Origin of the sequence: Alteracholeplasma palmae J233, from assembly GCF_000968055.1 — a bacterium.
Taxonomy (GTDB): domain Bacteria; phylum Bacillota_I; class Bacilli_A; order Acholeplasmatales; family Acholeplasmataceae; genus Alteracholeplasma; species Alteracholeplasma palmae.
In genome coordinates this window covers 82,584-101,413 of sequence record NC_022538.1, presented here as the reverse complement: position 1 = coordinate 101,413, position 18,830 = coordinate 82,584, and the positions used below count along the sequence as shown (strand labels likewise).

The window sequence follows — 18,830 nt, the reverse complement described above, 5'->3', positions numbered from 1 at the left end:
TTCCCATATTATTTATTAATGATACCTAACTTCTCTAATCCCCAATTGAGCCAAGTTGTTTTATGATACTTAATTCTCATTTCACTTACTTGCCCTGAGGTTAATGCTACTTTACTATTTCTTTTAGATAGTTCTAATTTCTCTGGTTTAACAATGATTTTATATAAGACTTGATCTTCATTAACAATACTATCTGTAGAAATACTTTCTATAGTGCCTCTAATCATGCCATAATCTGATTGTGGAAGCCCTGCAATAACCATCTCAACTAAATCCTCTTCTTTAATAAATGATCTATATTGAGCACTTATATAGCCTTCTACCCTACTATTAGCATTTTCTACTCTTTCACTAATAGTCCCTAATGAGTCATTTCCTACTACCATACCTTTTGTAAGGTTAACTTGATAGTTGATATAACCTTTTTCTTGAGCTACTATTTGATAGGTTGTAAGAGATAATTCATAGGCCTCTTTTTGGCCTTTTAACCCCACTAACTCATATTGATACTGTTTCTTCTGAGAATAGTATTGTGATAGATATTGATTAATCATAGTTTGTCTTTCTTTTTTTAGCTCTTCTTGTGGTTTATCCTCTGTGCTATTTCTAATAGATTCTAAGAAAGTTTCATAAGTTAAATAAAGTTCTCCTTTTTCAAAAGGGTTCTTATTTTTATCTATATCTTCTAAATCAAAGTTTTCTAATGCTTTAATAAATGAGTCAAACCCATCAACTTCTTTAGTCATATATTCTAATTTTTCATTTAATGCTTTTATTTGTACATCAACAGAAATTGTATTTAATGAAAGAATCACTTCGCCTTTTTCAACATAACTTCCATTTGGCTTATGTACTTCTTTAATCTCTCCACCAGTTAAACTCATGATATGAGTTTTACCTGTTGTGCTAATCATTCCTGTTGACCTAATAACTTCTTCTTTGTATGTAAAATGTGCCAAGATAAGAATGAAAGTAACTAGTGTAACAATAACTGTTAAGATCCAAAAAAGAAAGTTTGGAACTTTTTTATTATATTGAATCACACTACTTTTAAGCTCATGTAAATCATATGTTTTCAAATTCAATATCCTCCTTTCCAATAATTGGAATAAAGGTATCTATGACTGTATAATTTTCATTTTTTTCTTTAAATACATTATAGGATTTAGAATCTAGTATTAAACCATTTTCATAAGCATAGACTTGTAACTTATTTTGTGCAATACTAGAAGATTCTTCTTTTCCTTTAAATCTTGCGAATAAGCATGGACCTACTTTAAATTCTTCTACATATTCATATGGTGGCATAGGGATTTCATGTTTTGATTTTAACTGCATCATCGCTTTCATAAAAAGTTTAGGATTTTCTGTTCCAACAACTGTTGTATAAAGAATAAGTGGACCTACATTTTCTAATCCTTTTGTCTTAATATAGTTTTCCATCATATAAATCTTTTTATCTAGACCTTCCTCATCATCAAAGGTTATTGGTCTAACTAAAACATTCTTAAGTTTTAATACTTTATTTTCTTCAATTAAAATTTCTCTACTCATAAATAACTTCTTCCCCTTCGTTATTTTGATCTAATAAATAATCACTCATAATATCATTATTTTGAGACTGCCATAGTTTATAGTAATGCCCCTTCTTTAATAGAAGTTCATCATGCTTACCTTCTTCTACTAATTTACCTTTATCCATCACGATAATCTTGTCACAATATCTAATAGAAGATAATCTATGGGCAATAAAAATCATTGTTTGCGTAAAATTACTTCTAAATAAATTTCTATATATAATCTGCTCAGTAACAAAGTCAAGATTAGAAGTTGCCTCATCTAAAACAATTATTTTAGAATCTTTTACAAGTGCTCTTGCAATAGCTAATCTTTGTCTTTCTCCACCAGAAAGGTTAGCTCCTGCTTCTTCTAAGAAGTTTTCTATTCCTCCAGGTAATTTACTCACAAAATCACAGTGAGCAATCTTTAAAGCATTTTGTATTTTTTCTTGTGTAGAATCTCTATTTACCATTTGAATATTTTCTTTAATACTTCCACTAAACAACTCAATGTTCTGATTTACATAAGAAATATTTTGTCTTAGATAACTATAATCTATATCTGATACTTCTGTATTACCGATAGAAACTTTGCCAGATTCTACAGTCCATAAACCAAGAATAAGCTTAGCTAATGTTGTTTTACCACTACCAGATTGACCTACAATAGCTACTTTACTATTAGCCTTTATATCTAAGTTTAAATCACTAATCACAGGACTTCTACTACCATATCTAAAGGTTACTTCTTCTAGTTTAATATCTTTGTTTAAATCTATGTCTTTAGCTTTTTTAGTAAGTTGTTCAGATTCTGTATCATAAATTTCAGAAAGTCTTTTCATAGCTATTTGTGATTCTTGAATTTGAAGCTGTAACCCAACTAATCTACCTACTGGATCCATAAAAAAACCTGCCATAGATGTAAATGTCATAAGTGCCCCTAACGTGATTTCTCCATTCATTACAGAAAGGGCTCCAACCCATAACATCACAATATTAATAATCGTTCCAATCAAGCCTGAAATTGTTTGTTGGGTATTAGATAAAACACCTTCTTTAAAGCCTGTTTTAACTGCGTCTATATAACTATTTTCAATTTGTTCTAATCTTTCTTCTTCTAAAGCATTCGCTTTAATCGTTTCAACACCTTTTAGTGATTCAATCATCACTGAGTTTAATTTAGCACCTTGTTCCATCTGAATTAAATTCAGTGCCTTATAGGGTCTTTTAAAGATATATACTCAGGCGATATTAATTAGGGTTGCGATTAAGACAATCACAAATAATTTAGCATTCATAAAATATAGAACAACACCTGTTATACTCACCATTGTAATATCAATTAAAATAGATAAGGCTATTCCTGATAAAACACTTTTAATCGTTTGTGCATCTTGAAATCTTGTAAGAATATCTCCTGTTTTTCTTGTCCCAAAAAACTTCATTGGTAAAGAAAAAATATGTTTATAATATCCCAATGTGAGTGGAATATCTATTTTTTGTGATAGATACAATAAAATATGACTTCTAATAAAACTTAGCACAATATTAATCACTGATATGACTAAAAAACCTATCGCAAAAACAGTTAATTGATTTTTAAGATTAAACGGTAATATTTCATCAATCAAGATTTGATTGAAAAAGTTAGAAACAATTCCTAACACTGTTAAAAATAAACTTGAAATAATTGCCATAATAAACAGTTTTTTATGTGGCGTCAATAGTTTTAAAAACTTAGTTAGTATACTTCCTTGTTTTACTTTTTCTCCTGAAAAAGTATCACTAGGTTTAATTAAGATAGAAATACCATCATAGATTTTAAAAAACTCATCTACTGTTAATGTTTTAATATCTTTAGCTGGATCAGAAATATATACTTTTTTCTTTGTTACTTTATAAACAACTATAAAGTGTGACATACCATATTCATTAATAACATGAGCGATTAATGGATATGTTAAACTTTCTTTTTTAAACTATCTCTTCTGAGATTCTAACTGACTTAGCATCAAAACCTAATTGTTTAGCTCCTTCTACTAATCCAGCAACGCTTGTTCCTTTGATATCTGTTCCACATATATCTCTTAGTTTAGAGATAGTAATTTCTCTACCATAAAATATGGAAACTGTTGCCAAACTCGCAGCTGCACAATCAGTTTGATCGTGTTGTCTTACGTGTATTCTCTTCATACTTACCATTCCTTCTTTTCCCTTTTATTAAAAAACAACCCTTCTTTAAAAGTATTATCTTATTTAGATAAAACTCATATAACTGGATTGTTTTTGTATGCTAAAAAATATATAATTTTTCCCTCTATATACTTATTTAAAATCCCCGTTATATGTTTCATATTCTAGCATGTGCTTTATCTATTGTCAACACAGTTGTCTTGAATTTTTTTAAAGTGTCTATTATCTATCCCTTTTTAAAAAGTATATAACTCTAATTATTAATATACTTTTTTTAATATAGACAGCCTTATTAAGCCCTTAATGTTTTTAACAAACATATATTTATAAGGCTTTAAAAAATAAATATTTTATGTTTTATCAAGTTAATCGATTAGATATTTGCTAATTAATATGATTTAATATCTTTCAAAATGTTAGTGAATAAAAAAATGAAAACCATAATAAACAAATTCCGAGTGTAACTCCAACTATAACAGTAATTTTTGGAAACATATACTTCTTTTCACTTGTTATATAATTATAAACAAATTTAAAAGATGACAGTATGCATACAAAAGAAATTGTTAACATAGAATAACTTGACCCTGTTAGTATCCATTTACGATCTACCTTAATTTTAACAACAACTGTTCCAAGTAAAGCAAAAAGAATACCTATAATAAGTAAAATACCAGTATTTTTTTTTGACTGTTTAATTGATTCATTTCAATTCTCCAATGCTAGTTCTTATAACTACGATCAAACTATATAACTTAAATTTAAAGCTGACGCTCTATTTTATCTATAATACTTTCTATAAAAAGATTACCCTCGCTGTTTTTTAAAGAATTTCTTAATTTAAAAAGTTCATTATTATCTATCATATAAACATGATCTATTAAAATTTTGTAAGTGTTATTCTTTAAATTAAAACTATACTTTCTAAAGTACTTAATCTCACTTTTTAAGTTTTCATCTTTATCTAAGTAATAATAAATTAGGATTAAATAATAAGAAGGGAGTATAGAAAACAATGGTCCTGCCTTAAAATAAACAGCTAGTTCTTTTAACTGATGAAACCCTTTAGTCGCTTCATCTAAATTAAGCCCTCTAATATCAGCATAAGTCATATATAAATATGTATTCATTATATTGAGTCTAGCTTGTGGTATTTTTAAAAGTTTCTCTAAACGTTGTTTACCCTCTACATATTTTTTTTGATTCTTTATTATATTAGTATATATGGCTTTTCTTTTTCTTGATATTAGAAAATTGAGGATGATGATAATTGAAATCATTACTATTCCTATAATAAATAATATTTTTGATATATTCATAAAAGTAGGATTAGCATAGCCCTCAACTGTTGAACTTAAAAATACGTTGATAATCATTGGAATAATCAGTAAACAACAGATAAAACCAGGAATTCCACGAAGCACTTTACTTTTAACCATTTTAATACCTCCTTTTATTTTCTAGTTGAATAAATATTTCAATCAATATACTAAGCTCTAATGCTCTTTCAGACATTTCATTTTTTGAACCATCGTAATTATAAGAATCCAAAAAATTGGCAAGAAGAACGATACTATTTTTGCAGGTTTAACAATAGAATCAATATCATTAGGGACAACTATTGTACAAATAATTGCAGAAATCCATACTGGTATAAACGCTAAAAGAATTTTTAAAAATCTCTTTTCTTTTTTCATTTGAAAAAAACACAAGATGCTTATTGTAGTTATGATTGCTAAGGCAAACGGCATAATAATCAATAAAAAATATAGTGTTGTCATATTGTTTTACCTTTCGTTTTAAATACTTTTAAACATGTTGATTCTCTTTAAATCTATTGCTGAATTACTATAAATATTCCAAGTGTACAAAATGTTAATACACTTTGTAGAACAACGACTGTTAAAAAGGTTGAAAACTTTTCTTTATCAATATATTGAATTAAATATAACACAATTGCAATGATCAATGAAAAAACTTCTATCCCTAATAACAGATAGCCCCACCAAACATTTGCCATAATAGCCATGTTTACATCTAAAAAAGTTATTAATAACAGAAATACCCATTCTGCCTTAGCACCTTTAATCATTAGTTCATTACCCCTTTCTTGCCTATGCTCACATCTTTTGAGTTATAAAATTTAACAAGACATCTAATTATTGCAATAATGATGTCTTTTATATATTAAAATAGTAATACTTAGTATAAAATAATTCATTGTAAAAACTATAATAAATAGTATATACATTTTTTTATTTATTATTTTTTCAATATACAAGACACTATAAATAAGTGTAATTAATAGATACCCTAAATATGTTAATATTTGTATTGTTATATTGCTTCTAAAGTGTATTCTATTTTTCTTCATCTGCTCTTTTATTTCAATTTCATTTATACGTTGTTCAAAATAATTGTTTATATACTCTTTTAAAAACATGATAAATGATAAAAAATAAAACATCGCTACCAATACACTTGTGATAATAGTAATAAAAACTTCGCCTTTTACAACAAAATTATTCCCTACTACTGAAAACCCCATAATCATTACTATTATTGATATTCCATAAATAAATCTTTCTACAAATTTTTCATTACTTATTCCTATCTTATTTTTCTTAACAAATATAGCAGTAATCTCTTCTTCTCTAATTTTTTTTGCTTTAGCTATTACAAATATTTCTATAGTTGCAAGAATTACTAGTAAGCTATTGATAACGACAACAATTGAAACAATATGAGCAAAGATATCACTATACCAAAAAATTGCTAGTATCGCTGCTGAAATCACTGTAAAAAAGAGAAATATATTAAAATAAACTTGCTTTTCTTTTTTACTCACCATATTTCTACCATCCAATCTATTTAATCATATACAGTTGCTTCTAGTACTATTTATAGGATTACCAATGATTAAATTTATAAGTCTAAGAAAGAAGGATTCTGTTTGCCGTTACAATATGTATTACTAATCCTTATTTCACTACTTTTAATTTACTTTTACAAAAAGTTATTCTATTTTATTAATCTTTTTATTTCTTATAAAAACAATTAAAATTCTAATAATAGCGAAAAAGCCTCCTATAACTATTATAAAAAATGCAATCACTCTCAATAACTTAAAATAATGAGGCATATTTAATGCCAAAATATTGATAGCCATTGATGACCAAAAGCATACTATAATAAAGACTAAACTAGACTTATTACCTAATAATCGAATTAAAAATTCATTTATTTTTTTCCATTATTGATCCCTCTATTCTTAAACATATTTACTAGTAATAATGCTACTAAACTAATAGTTATAACACAAACAATTAATCCCATAATATAAAAATAATCTTTATTTACTGGATTTCCTAATAGTATACTGATTGTTGTTAGTGTTGAACTAAACACTATAAAAACTAGTAAGTTCATATTTTTATCTTTTTTTAACATCTTTTCCTAGGCTTTCTAATACTTTTGAAACTTGTATATACTAGATATTATTACTAACTTCTTATTTTAAAAATAATTACACCATATCCAATCAATAAAGCACAAATCGTTACTATCAGATCCATATTGTTTTTAGACATTGTCACAAATATTCCAAGTAAGCAGGCAAATACCATTGAAACAGTAAAGAATAGAGACATATTATTATTATTTATATTCTTACTTTTATTCTTAGGAAACATTTTAATAATTAAAATACTAGTAAGCAATGACAGTATGATAAAAGTTGTAAATATAATTACGATTTGGTAAACTTCCATGTTTAAATCTCCTTTTTAGTTAAACCTCAAAATTATTTCCCATATTAAAAGTGCTACTAAAATTGTTGAAACAATAACAAAGCTAATCAGATATGTTTTCTGTATAGAGGGGTTTTTAACCTTAACTTTATCTTCTTCTACATTAAATTTTCTTCCTGCGTAGATACATATTCCAAAGCATAAAATAATTCCAATCCAAATTAAAATAATAGAGATGACAGAATTTGTTAATTTTCTTGAAATACTAATACATAGGTTCACTATCGCGATTGATAACAAATAAAATGATATTCTCTTTTTCATTTATAAACACCTTTATTCTCTTCTATTTCAAAACTAGTAGTCTGTAAATGAAAGTTCTTTTTCCATTGGACAGAATTATAACGAATGTATATGCAAATAGCAATTAATGGTATCAGCCAAAATAAATTTGTTCCGTTAATTATTTGGATTTCTCCATTTCTTAAAATAAGAGACGGATGTAGTATAGAAACAAGGATCAATGATATGAAATAAGAAATTAGTAAAACTTTTTCTACTCCTCTTTTCTTATAATAAATACCCATTTTTATCCTGTAATTAAAAAACTTACTAAGATTATTTATCATTATATATATAAGAAGCATATATATTGGAATAAAAAGAATAGATTCATAATCAATGCCTATAGTTAATAGTGGGATTACTGGGCATATAAATCCTACAAGAGCGAGTCCTGTCTTATGATAATAGTGATGTCTAATCATACTAATAAATCCCCTTTCTTCATTGATGAAATATGATGATTAACTTATATTAGTAATTAAATTGAGCAACTATAAATAAAATGCTAGCAATTAAAGTTCCTATTAAAAGAATGACTGCTTTTTTATTACTACCCTTGCTTATTAATCTATAAGAATAATTTAAAAAGACAACTGATACCATTGCACAAAGATTTTGTAATTTAAAGATAAAATTATCCTGGTTGTTATTCATGTTATATATAAACAAAGCATACTGAATAATAACAAAAACTGATACAAATATCTGAATGATTAATATTCTTAAATCTAATTTCCTTGTGTCCATAAAAGTCACCTTATTTTCTTAAACTTATTTTGATCTAAAGAATCACTAAAAACACACATGTATAAATAATTAATATGGGTAATGATAATGCTAAAGACAATTTAAACTCTCTATTAAATTCTCTAGATTCGCTTTTATCAACAGTAAATAGTGGAATAATTAATATTATAAATAATAATAGATTAAAAAAATATTTTCCCATTACTTCACGGCTTATAGTAAAAAGAGAATTGTTTGAAAAATAACCAATGTTGTCTTATTAGTTAAACTTGTTGATATGCCATTCATGTTTTTAGTTTTAATAGCTTTTATGATATTTATTAATATGGTTTGACACATCATTAAACTTAGTACTGAACATATTGCATATAAAATTTGCATATTATCCTTCTTTCAAAATAAACCGTCACTTAATCATTTTATAAAAAAAACCAACTATAAAAGTTTTATCTAAATAGATAAAAATCTAATATAATCGGATTGTTTCCTATAACAAAAATGATAAAATTAGCCCCTTTAATTTTCTATTTACAATCCCTATTAATAGTCTATATTCTATCATGTGTATTTTTTAATGTCAACACAGTTGTTTTCAACTTTTTTAAAGTGTCTGACATGCTATTTTTTTAGATTAAATGAAATCTATTGATATTACTTATTTGATATAGACAAATTAATAATCAAGTAACCCAACTGATCTATTTAATTGAAGACTTAAAATTCTTTTTGAAAATCTTTCTAATAACCCCAACTCAGTATACAAATAAAATTTACATCTATGGATTCTTTCTGGGTTATCAGCTATCTCCATATCTACTTCCATACAAACTAAAGAATTTTTTCCTATATTTTTTATTTCTATAGAAAATGCAGGAGTATAATTTCCTACCTTGGGTCCACTTTCAAAATATTCTTTTTTAGAAATATCATTAATAAAGTGATTAATTGATTCACTCAACTGTTTTATGATTTCTTGATTCATATAAATATTCTGAGATATTTTAATACGATCTGTGATTGCAGTTACACATACTTCCAATAATGTCTCATCTTCCCAAACTAAATCAAATACTAAATTATCCATATTACCTCCTATTTTTATTAATTGGCTATATTGAAATTTTTAATAGAGCCTAAAAAAATGAACTATCATTAACAGCTCTTTACCTATATTATATGATTATTTTTAAAAAAATAAAACTTTATTCAATAAAACAAGGTACATCTTAAAGACGTACCCAAGTTAATTTTAATTATTATTCAACGATTTGAAATTTTTTAACTAATTCAACAGTATCTCCGTTAGTTAATAAGAAAGCTGCACCATCGTCTGTATCTAGGTGACAATCTAATTTGAATTTATCACTTACACGGCATAATACGTTTTCTAATAATCCTGGTTTTTCTCCACCAACTTTAATACTTACTACTTGTCTGTCAGTAACACCAAATTCTTTAGCATCTTCTAATGAAAAGTGAATATGTCTATCAGCAATAATTACGCCTTCTTCAATTTCAACTTGTCCTTTAGGCCCTACTAATGTTGCTTTTCCAGATCCTTTAACATCACCTGATGATCTTACTGGTGCGATAAATTTAAATCTGATTGCATCACTTTTTGAAATTTCAACTTGGCTAGCTGGTCTAACTGGTCCTAAGATTCTTACACCCGCTAGTACTTTACCTTCTGGGCTTACAACATCGATTTTTTCATCTGCTGCATATTGTCCTGGTTGGCTTAGTGCTTTAAACTCTGTTAATTTGTAGTTTTTTTCTCCAAATAAAATATCTAAGTGTTCTTGGGTTAGATGTACGTGACGTCCTGAAATACCCACTGGAATTTTTTTCATTTTTTGTTTCCTCCCTTGGTTCTTACCGCAAATATTATACCACTGTTTTATATTTCTTTCAAACATTTCATGCTATAATACTTAATTAAGGGAGTGATATAAATGTCTACTATTTTTACAAAAATTATTAATAGAGAAATTCCAAGTTATATTGTTTATGAAGATGATTTAGTTTTAGCTTTTCTAGATATTACACAAGCGTCTAAAGGTCATACTTTAGTAGTAACTAAAAATGAGTATAAAGATATTACTGAAGTACCTGAAGAAACCTTATCTCATCTTTTTAAAGTTGTTCAAAAAATAAGTAAAGGTATGTTTAAAGCTTTTAATATTAAGGGTATTAATTTACTTAATAATAATGGTGAGGTTGCTGGGCAAACTGTTTTCCATTATCATGTACATATTATTCCAAGATATGAAAGTAATGAGTTAAATTTTGTTTTTGAAAATAATATGGATAAAACTTCCAAAGAAATGTTTATAGAAAGACAAAATCTTATCATTAGCTCATTAAACTAATATTTTTTTAACTGCATTTTTAATGTCATAGGCATTTTTTCTAATGCATATGTAAATGTTATTTTACTTATATCTTGTTTATTTCTAATAAGGTAGTCTTTTATAGATTCAGGATAGCTTAAGTATGCATACTTTAAAAGCCACCCTATACCTTTTTGAACATGAATATGGTTATCATTTTTTAATAAATTACATATTTCTAAAATTTTATCAACATCGTAGTTTACACTAAAATTTTGAGATGAAATAATCAAACTTACCGGTGCGGCTCTTCTAACATATATTTGTTCAGAATGTGCCCACTTTTTTATATGTTCATATAAATTAGGATACTTTTGAATCATTGGGTTTAAAACTCTATAACAAAAAACATCACATTTACCCCAACTATCAACGTATTTATATAACCATGATTCATAGTAAGAAAAGTACTTTAGATCATATAGTTTCTTTTTCTTTATTAGAATAGTCATATCAGAAAATAAAATTGTATGATTAGCTAGTTTAAAGTCTATTTCCTCTAAAATATCATGATTCATCTTTATAACTCCCTTTTTTAAATAAATTATACCAAATCATCAAATAACTGTTTTGTTAAGTTACCCCTAAGTTCATCTTGTAAAATATCTTTGGCATCTTTAACCAAAATGATTTCACTTGTTTCATTGTTATCAATAAAACTCACTTCTTCAATTGAGGCTTTATAAACTATCCATACTAGATGTTGTGAATCTTTTGTATATGTCTTAAAAACGTCTAAATGGTTAACTGTCATTCCTGTTTCTTCAAAAAACTCTCTTCTAGCTGCTTCTTCTAATGTTTCTCCTAAGTCTCTATATCCACCAGGAAAAGTAATTTTATTATTTTCTTTTAATCTAACCATTACAAATTGATCTTTATAGTATGCAACAACAATCGATGAAACATTTACCAAATTGTTCCAATCGATATACCCACACTTCAAACACTCTTTTGTTTTTTCGTTTCTTATCTCTAGTTTATTTCCACAGTTAGGACAATAGTTCATGTAAACTCCTTTTAAATAGTTTTTATTTAATAACGTCTACTTTCATATATGGTTGTAATACTTTAGGAATAGAAATTGTTCCATCTTCATTTTGATAGTTTTCAATGATCGCAATCATTGTTCTACCAACAGCTAATCCTGATCCATTTAATGTATGAACATATTCAGTTTTGCTATCTTTTGTTCTTTTAAATCTAATATTTGCACGTCTTGCTTGAAAATCTTCTGCATTACTGATAGAACCTATTTCTCTATATGTATTTTGTCCTGGTAACCATACTTCAATATCATATGTTTTTGCCATACTAAATCCAACATCACCTGAACATAATGTAACAACACGGTATGGGATTTCTAATAATTTTAGGACTTCTTCAGAGTTTTTAAGCATAAGTTCTAATTCATTATATGAATCTTCTGGTTTAGTAAATTTGATTAATTCTACTTTATTAAATTGGTGTTGTCTTAAAATACCTTTCGTATCACGTCCTGCAGAACCAGCTTCTGATCTAAATGCAGTTGTATATGATACATATTTAATAGGTAATAAATCAACATCAATAATTTCATCACGGTATAAATTGATTGTAGGTACTTCAGCTGTTGGGTTTAAATACCAACTATCTTCATCAGTTCCTACTTTATATGAATCTTCTTTAAACTTTGGAAATTGTCCTGTGGCAAACATTGATTTTTCATTGACAATGTATGGAGGAATAATTTCTGTATAGCCATTTTGTTGGCTATGTAAATCCATCATAAATTGAATTAATGAACGTTCTAGTCTAGCTCCTAATCCTTTATCGACAACAAATCTACTTCCTGTAATTTTAGCAGCTCTTTCAAAATCAAAGATTCCTAATTTTTCTCCCAGCTCAACATGATCTTTAACTGGGAAAGCAAACTTTTTAGGTTCTCCTACTTTATAAAGTTCAATATTTTCAGAATCATCTTTTCCTACTGGCACTGAAGCATTTAAGATATTGGGTGTAATTGATAATAAGTTAAAGATTTCTTTTTCAATTTCTTCCAGTTTATTATCTAATGCTTTAACTTCATCTCCAATATGTGCAACTTCTGCCAAAAGCTCGGTTGTATCTTTTTTATCTCTTTTATATTGTCCTACTAGTTTAGAAGTTTCATTTCTTTTAGCTTTTAAACTTTCTGATTCTACAATCAGTTGTTTTCTTTCTTCTTGTAATAAAGGGATTTTTCTTATATATGAAAAGTCACCTTTTCTTTTTTCTAATTGGGTGATTGCTTCTTCTGTATTTTCTGTAATATACTTTAAATCTAACATGTTATACTTCCTTTCCTTTTATAAAAATAAAAACCCTTAAGATAATTATATCTTAAGGGCGTTAATATACGCGGTGCCACCTTATTTTCTAGGAATACCTAGCTTTAAACTCTTTAACGCAGAGATACGGACAGGATTAGTGTCACTAAAGAGTAGATTCGTTTAACTGTTTATATTCGCTTGCACCAAACGCGAACTCTCTTTAAAAAACAATTTAAAGTACTAGTCTCTTTTTCGTGTTACCTATATTTTAAATGATTTTAATAAATTGTCAAGTTATTATAAATTAAATCTTTTTTTACTATCTAAAATAATTGTAGTTTCAATAAAGTTAAATTGAGTTAATTTTGATTGATAAAAGTTAAATATACTAGATGCTTTAGTAGTTTCTTTAGCCCATATTGATTCTGCAAATTCTGGATAATCAATAAATGGATTCCTATTACCTTGATCTTCATATATTTTATCATTTCTTCTTAATTCAAATGTACTTACAGGATCTTCCTTGTGCCATTTTAGTAAAATATCATATCCATTAGATGGTTCAAAGATTTGATTAATAGTTAACTTAGGTAACATCACCATCATATACATAATGATTCTAGCAACATCACCTTTGTGTTCATCTCCTGGGTAATAGGAATTAGAATTATTTATAAATGTTCCACTACCTTCTGTGAAGCGTTTGTTTCCTCTATCACTATTAGTATCAACATCCGCGGCACGTAAATTATGTTGATCACCTGTATTACCTACAGCGCCAATATCTTTCATCCATTTTTGAGCAATAACATGTTCTTTATTCCATTGACCACTGCCACCACCATTATTATTAACTGAGCGTTGTTCACTACTATAGATTAACCAAACTTTATTTGAGGTTTCATTCACTAAGTCTGCTTTTTGTAAAGTGTCCCACTTAGATGAACTGTAAGTTTTAATGGTTGATCCTTGATATAGTCTACTATTTAAACTACTACGTAAGTCATTTCCTATTTTAGTTTTAATATCACCATAGTAATTATCATTATTTTGCGGTGTATATGGTGCATTTAGATCATCTAACTGCTCAATAACTTTTTCCCACTTAGCATAAAGGTTAATATTTTTTGTAATAGGTGTAGAAAAATTATATATTTCTGTCAGTCCTGTATTAGTATACCAGCCTTTAAAGCTGTGATTTTCTTTGGTAATAGTTTCACTTTTAGCAAAGGCATTAGCTTTTAATTTTTGGCTTTTATATAGTTTTTTCCCATCATAGAAAGAAACAGTATAATCATATTTTTTTTCTTTAAATTTTGCGATTAATTCTAAATTTTTGGTAACTGATTGACTTATATCAAATCTTTTATCATCAATAAACCAGTATTCAAATTCAAAACCTTCTAATTCTGGATTTTGTGGTAATTTAACATAATCTCCTTCTTTATATATTTGTGTTTCATATAAAGAGTTATCGCTTTTATAAGTTACTGTGTATGTTTGTCTTTTATCAGAATCACATGCTACTAAAATAATAGTTGTCATGAAGCATAAGATTGTTAGTATTGTTTTTTTCATACTTTATTTATTTAATTGTTACAATAATTTCTTTAATGTCTATTCTATTTCCACTTGTGGCATCCGCAACATTTTGCAATGTTACACTTTCTAATGAATCAATGTCAACAGAAATTTTTTCAGAAATAGTTTTATTTGCTTCTAATCCATTAACAGATAATCCACCATTTTGTGGTCCAAAAACAACTTCTACTTTAGTGATTTTTTTGCCATTTAGAGCAGTTATTACTAATTTACTGCCATTTTTACTTCCTGGATACAAACGTGTTTCTTGAAATTTATTATTGAATATAGTTTTAGTTTTACTGTTTTCTGCAAAAAAAGAAACTGTAAGATTTGATTCTGCACTCATTTGCAAGTGTTCATCAATTAAACCATCTGAAAGCGATTCACCATAAGGTTCACCTACATACTTACTCTTTATTGATAAAGCTAATTCAACAACTTCTTTTTTAATCACTACTATAGAAAATGGTTTAGTTTCTTCTTTACCATCTAATTTAAGAGTTGCAGTTAAATTAACTGTTATATTTTCTGAACCTTGAACTACTTTTCCCTTAGTTCCTTCTATTACAAGAGATTGATTATCACTTGCCCATTCAATTGTTAGTCCTTCATAGGATCCTAAAGATGTAGGTAATGTAATATCTCTTGTTACTGAATCATATTGATCTCCAGCTTGATATTGTATTTGTAAAGCCTCTTTAGCATCTGTTAATGCAGAACTTCCTTTTCCACATGCTACCAATACTAATGATAGCGCAAATAAAACAACTGTTGTAACTATTTTCTTCATGTATTCTTCTCCTTTTTACATATAAAAAACCACTATAAGTGGCTTTGTCTCTGGAATATGAAAAAAGAATTTGTATTATTTAGTTGAAACAAGTCGTATAATTTATTCATCTTCATCCTCCAAAGTTTATGTTGTATTCTTATTATATCAACAAAAACTTGTATGGGAAGAGCATACACAATTTTATACATATAGTTTACTTGCTCTTTACTATTTAATTACAAGAATCTTTATCATAGTCACACAATAAGGTTGTGTGGTAGAAACTAGACCACCATATTAGGTCAATTATATGATTTATAATTTTAGTATACCACCAATTATTATTTTTACAACCTTTATACAGAATAAAAAATCACAATTATACACACCTGTATAAAAATAGGTATTGTGTCTATATTGTGATTTTTTAATTCATTTTATATTTATTTATCTCTGATTGCATCAATTGGGCGTTTACGTGCAATTGAAAGTACTGGAATAGCTGCTGCTATAAAGGCAACTGTAACGCTTACTAATAAAACTAAAGCAAATTGTCTAATGCCTAGATTTAAAATTGTAATAAGAATATCATATTCTTCTCTTAACATACTATTAAACCATGAAATAGCAATTATAACTCCAATCATCGCAAGTACATAATTAATTAATGCAATAATTAACGCTTCTTTTGAGAAAATACTTAAGACATCTTTTCCTCTTGCGCCAATTGCTCTTAAGATACCTATTTCTTTTTTCTTATTAGCAACGCTAGCGCTAATAAAGTTAAGCATTAAAAGAGACGCAAATACTGAAAATCCAATACCAACATAAATAAAACCTTTAGCCGCAACTTCAATAGTAGAGTTAAGATCTTCTAATGTTGCCATCACTTGATTTTTTAACTTATAGGCAACCCCATTATCAATGTAATTTAATTTAATAAAGTCAAGTAATTCTTGATCAGATAAATCGTTGAAATAGCCAACAATTGAAATAATTTTTTTCGCTTGCTTACTTTCAAATAACTTGAACATATCACTAGAAACAATTACTTTTTCATTATTATCTGTAGTAACGCCTATAACTTTTACAGGTTTATAATCTACACTATCATCCATATTTCTTAATCGTTCTTCTAGGGCTTTATATATGTATGGATTTTCTAAATCATCAAAGTCACCTAAAATTTCTATGTATTTTTCTATATACCATGAGTCAGACGTATATTCTGGTTTTTTACCATGCTTTTCTTCTACTTCTTTGATAATTTTATCAAATTTTTCTTTATCATTGTAAGAATCCCTTAGTTGTTGTCTGATATATTGCTCTAGATTATATTTATAAATCTTGTTGTATGGGATAACCACTTGATTATCTCTAATATCTTTTTCACTAAATCCATCTACATACTTAATATTTTTAAAATTTTCATTATATGTACTTATATTAACGTCTTGTCCATTATATCTTACATTAACAAAGTGATCATTTAAGAAACTATCTGAAACGAATAAAGCCCCATGATATGTATAATGTAATAAAGTTGATAACTCATTATATAGTAAATAGTAAGAAATATTTACTAAATTAGATTTATTATATCGTTCAAAATCAAGTTTAGTATCTACTACTCCTACAATGGTAAATTTATACGATTGTTCGTTAGTATTAATATCTAATTTTTTTCCAATTAAATCACTTTCATTATTAATAGTAACACGCGAATTATCCGTTGGATTTTCATACCCATATTTTTTAAACACTTCGAATGCTATGCTAGGTAAAACTACTTCATTACTTTTAACTGGTAATTTACCAGTCAAAGAGAATCCATAATTTGAAATTTCTTGTTCGTTTAATTGTGCAAAACCACTCAATTCTCCTGAAGAATTAATCATTCCATTATTAGAATAGCTTCCATAGCTCTGATAAGCTGAATATCTAAGTCTATTGTACTCACCAAAATTAACAATTGGCTTAAATTGAACTTTATTATTGATCTTGTTAAGTTTTTCAATATCATTTTGTTCGATATCTTGATTATTTATTACTAGTCCATCTGATCTTTTTGAAATGAAATTCTTTTCAAATGCTAAATAGTTTACATTAGAATCTCTCATTGATTTGAGTGTTGCTGTTTCTTTATTATAGCTTCCCATTGTATCCGCTAGACCAAATAAGACTAATGAAATTGATGCTAAGATAATTGAGAATACTAAGCGAATACGCTTATGTTTAAGTGCTGAAGCACCCATTTTAAGACTAGCTTTAAATGGTAGTCTTGACTTAATTGCTGCATATTCTTCATCGCTTGATTTAATTTTATTCATATCTGTTTGAACAAAACTAGATGCTTTTGTTCCTTGATTGTTTTCAATATGTGTAATTGCCTTAACTTCTGATTTAGATTTTGCTAAATATGAATTAATGACACTTACGTCATTTGGTGTTAGTTGGTACCCAGCAGCAATCCTAATTCCTTCTGAATCAAGTATCAGTGGCTTTATTTCATCTTGATCAAGAGATACTTTAGTAACGTCTCTAATAATATCCCCATCTTTAAACTCTATAACACGTGAGCCGTATTTTTCTGCAAAGTCACGATCATGTGAAACAATGATAACTAGTTTTTCTTGAGATAGTTTTTTTAATGTTTCAAAAACTTGTTTCCCTGTATCACTGTCAAGTGCTCCTGTTGGTTCATCGGCCATGATTATTTTAGGATCTTTAACTAGGGCACGAGCGATTGCGACTCTTTGTTTTTGTCCTCCTGATAATTCATTTGGTTTTCTATCTCCAAATCCTGTTAAGTCAACAGAATCTAAAATTTCATTAATTGCTTCACTTGTCATCTTCTTTCCTTGAAGTTGAAGTGCTAGTCCAATATTTTGTGCAACTGTAAATTCATCTAATACGTTATATTCTTGAAATATAAATCCAATCATTGTATTTCTATATGAATCAAAATCTGACTGTTTAAAATCCTGGGTGGTTTTACCTTGTATCAGCAAATCACCCTCATCATATTTATCAAGTCCTCCAATAATATTTAATAAAGTTGATTTCCCACTTCCTGATTTACCAAGAACAAAAACCATCCCTTTATCTTGGAATTTAACACTCACACTATTTAATGCTTTAACTTCAACCCCTCTTTTAGGTTTGTATATTCTTGTAATATTATTTAATTCTATCATCTGCTT

22 protein-coding genes, 1 pseudogene, 1 riboswitch and 1 other annotated feature are annotated in these 18,830 nt (G+C 27.4%); of the genes and pseudogenes, 1 reads left to right on the top strand and 22 read right to left on the bottom strand.

The window, feature by feature from the left end; translation table 11 throughout:
• Window positions 1–8: 8 nt before the first annotated feature.
• From BN854_RS00410 to BN854_RS00345, 16 genes and pseudogenes are all read right to left on the bottom strand, one after another.
• Window positions 9–1,079 (bottom strand): beta-barrel domain-containing protein, encoded by a 1,071-nt coding sequence (locus tag BN854_RS00410; RefSeq protein ID WP_045959644.1) that lies wholly within the window; start codon window positions 1,077–1,079, stop codon window positions 9–11.
• Complete coding sequence (locus BN854_RS00405; protein WP_026654079.1) at window positions 1,066–1,554, bottom strand: hypothetical protein; 489 nt, start codon at window positions 1,552–1,554, stop codon at window positions 1,066–1,068. The genes BN854_RS00410 and BN854_RS00405 overlap by 14 nt, the downstream gene beginning before the upstream one ends.
• Window positions 1,547–3,481 (bottom strand): annotated as a pseudogene (locus BN854_RS08040) (peptidase domain-containing ABC transporter). The gene BN854_RS00405 and the pseudogene BN854_RS08040 overlap by 8 nt, the downstream one beginning before the upstream one ends.
• Before the next feature lie 52 nt (window positions 3,482–3,533).
• The gene (locus BN854_RS08000; RefSeq protein ID WP_026654057.1) at window positions 3,534–3,752 is read right to left on the bottom strand and encodes a cysteine peptidase family C39 domain-containing protein; all 219 of its coding nucleotides are present in this window, start codon (window positions 3,750–3,752) and stop codon (window positions 3,534–3,536) included.
• A 761-nt stretch (window positions 3,753–4,513) separates the two neighbouring features.
• Window positions 4,514–5,191 (bottom strand): hypothetical protein, encoded by a 678-nt coding sequence (locus BN854_RS00395; RefSeq protein ID WP_026654049.1) that lies wholly within the window; start codon window positions 5,189–5,191, stop codon window positions 4,514–4,516.
• A gap of 57 nt (window positions 5,192–5,248) precedes the next feature.
• Entirely contained in the window at window positions 5,249–5,533 is a 285-nt protein-coding gene (locus tag BN854_RS00390; protein WP_045959642.1) for a hypothetical protein, read from the bottom strand.
• A 53-nt stretch (window positions 5,534–5,586) separates the two neighbouring features.
• Window positions 5,587–5,844: a hypothetical protein gene (locus BN854_RS00385; RefSeq protein WP_026654045.1), complete on the bottom strand. Its 258-nt coding sequence runs from the start codon at window positions 5,842–5,844 to the stop codon at window positions 5,587–5,589.
• A 63-nt stretch (window positions 5,845–5,907) separates the two neighbouring features.
• A complete protein-coding gene (locus tag BN854_RS00380; RefSeq protein ID WP_026654044.1) occupies window positions 5,908–6,603 on the bottom strand; it encodes a hypothetical protein in 696 nt (231 codons plus the stop codon).
• A gap of 389 nt (window positions 6,604–6,992) precedes the next feature.
• Window positions 6,993–7,181, bottom strand: a complete 189-nt coding sequence (locus BN854_RS00375; protein ID WP_157868332.1) for a hypothetical protein — start codon at window positions 7,179–7,181, stop codon at window positions 6,993–6,995.
• Between the two features lie 74 nt (window positions 7,182–7,255).
• Window positions 7,256–7,522 (bottom strand): hypothetical protein, encoded by a 267-nt coding sequence (locus BN854_RS00370; protein ID WP_026654042.1) that lies wholly within the window; start codon window positions 7,520–7,522, stop codon window positions 7,256–7,258.
• Window positions 7,523–7,537: 15 nt separating this feature from the next.
• A complete protein-coding gene (locus BN854_RS07915) occupies window positions 7,538–7,825 on the bottom strand; it encodes a hypothetical protein (RefSeq protein ID WP_045959640.1) in 288 nt (95 codons plus the stop codon).
• On the bottom strand, window positions 7,822–8,268 hold the full coding sequence (locus BN854_RS00360; protein ID WP_026654041.1) for a hypothetical protein: 447 nt from the start codon (window positions 8,266–8,268) through the stop codon (window positions 7,822–7,824). Before BN854_RS00360 ends, BN854_RS07915 begins: the two co-directional genes overlap by 4 nt.
• A 49-nt stretch (window positions 8,269–8,317) precedes the next feature.
• Window positions 8,318–8,593, bottom strand: coding sequence for a hypothetical protein (locus BN854_RS00355; protein ID WP_045959638.1), 276 nt, complete (start codon window positions 8,591–8,593; stop codon window positions 8,318–8,320).
• A 213-nt stretch (window positions 8,594–8,806) separates the two neighbouring features.
• Entirely contained in the window at window positions 8,807–8,974 is a 168-nt protein-coding gene (locus tag BN854_RS07820) for a hypothetical protein (RefSeq protein WP_157868331.1), read from the bottom strand.
• A gap of 292 nt (window positions 8,975–9,266) precedes the next feature.
• Window positions 9,267–9,677, bottom strand: coding sequence for a hypothetical protein (locus BN854_RS00350; RefSeq protein ID WP_026654040.1), 411 nt, complete (start codon window positions 9,675–9,677; stop codon window positions 9,267–9,269).
• A 172-nt stretch (window positions 9,678–9,849) separates the two neighbouring features.
• Window positions 9,850–10,443 (bottom strand): phosphate propanoyltransferase, encoded by a 594-nt coding sequence (locus BN854_RS00345; RefSeq protein ID WP_026654039.1) that lies wholly within the window; start codon window positions 10,441–10,443, stop codon window positions 9,850–9,852.
• Window positions 10,444–10,545: 102 nt separating this feature from the next.
• On the opposite strand from BN854_RS00345, the gene BN854_RS00340 reads away from it, so the two are divergent.
• Window positions 10,546–10,962, top strand: coding sequence for an HIT family protein (locus BN854_RS00340; protein ID WP_026654038.1), 417 nt, complete (start codon window positions 10,546–10,548; stop codon window positions 10,960–10,962).
• On the opposite strand, the gene BN854_RS00335 is transcribed toward BN854_RS00340, so the two are convergent.
• The 6 genes from BN854_RS00335 to BN854_RS00310 all read right to left on the bottom strand — a co-directional run bounded on the left by BN854_RS00335 (window position 10,959) and on the right by BN854_RS00310 (window position 18,824).
• A complete protein-coding gene (locus BN854_RS00335; protein ID WP_026654037.1) occupies window positions 10,959–11,501 on the bottom strand; it encodes a DNA alkylation repair protein in 543 nt (180 codons plus the stop codon). The genes BN854_RS00340 and BN854_RS00335 overlap by 4 nt on opposite strands.
• A 26-nt stretch (window positions 11,502–11,527) precedes the next feature.
• Window positions 11,528–11,989, bottom strand: a complete 462-nt coding sequence (locus tag BN854_RS07360; RefSeq protein ID WP_026654036.1) for an NUDIX domain-containing protein — start codon at window positions 11,987–11,989, stop codon at window positions 11,528–11,530.
• Between the two features lie 22 nt (window positions 11,990–12,011).
• Window positions 12,012–13,289, bottom strand: coding sequence for a serine--tRNA ligase (gene serS / locus BN854_RS00325; protein WP_026654035.1), 1,278 nt, complete (start codon window positions 13,287–13,289; stop codon window positions 12,012–12,014).
• A gap of 51 nt (window positions 13,290–13,340) precedes the next feature.
• Window positions 13,341–13,533: a binding site (T-box leader), on the bottom strand.
• 35 nt (window positions 13,534–13,568) lie between these two features.
• Window positions 13,569–14,849, bottom strand: a complete 1,281-nt coding sequence (locus tag BN854_RS07355; RefSeq protein ID WP_052692983.1) for an endonuclease — start codon at window positions 14,847–14,849, stop codon at window positions 13,569–13,571.
• A gap of 7 nt (window positions 14,850–14,856) precedes the next feature.
• Window positions 14,857–15,645 carry an immunoglobulin-like domain-containing protein gene (locus BN854_RS00315; protein ID WP_026654033.1) on the bottom strand — a complete coding sequence of 263 codons (789 nt, stop codon included), beginning with the start codon at window positions 15,643–15,645 and terminating at the stop codon, window positions 14,857–14,859.
• Between the two features lie 216 nt (window positions 15,646–15,861).
• A riboswitch (purine riboswitch) is annotated at window positions 15,862–15,961 on the bottom strand.
• Between the two features lie 109 nt (window positions 15,962–16,070).
• Window positions 16,071–18,824, bottom strand: a complete 2,754-nt coding sequence (locus BN854_RS00310; RefSeq protein ID WP_026654032.1) for an ABC transporter ATP-binding protein/permease — start codon at window positions 18,822–18,824, stop codon at window positions 16,071–16,073.
• Window positions 18,825–18,830: the final 6 nt, after the last annotated feature.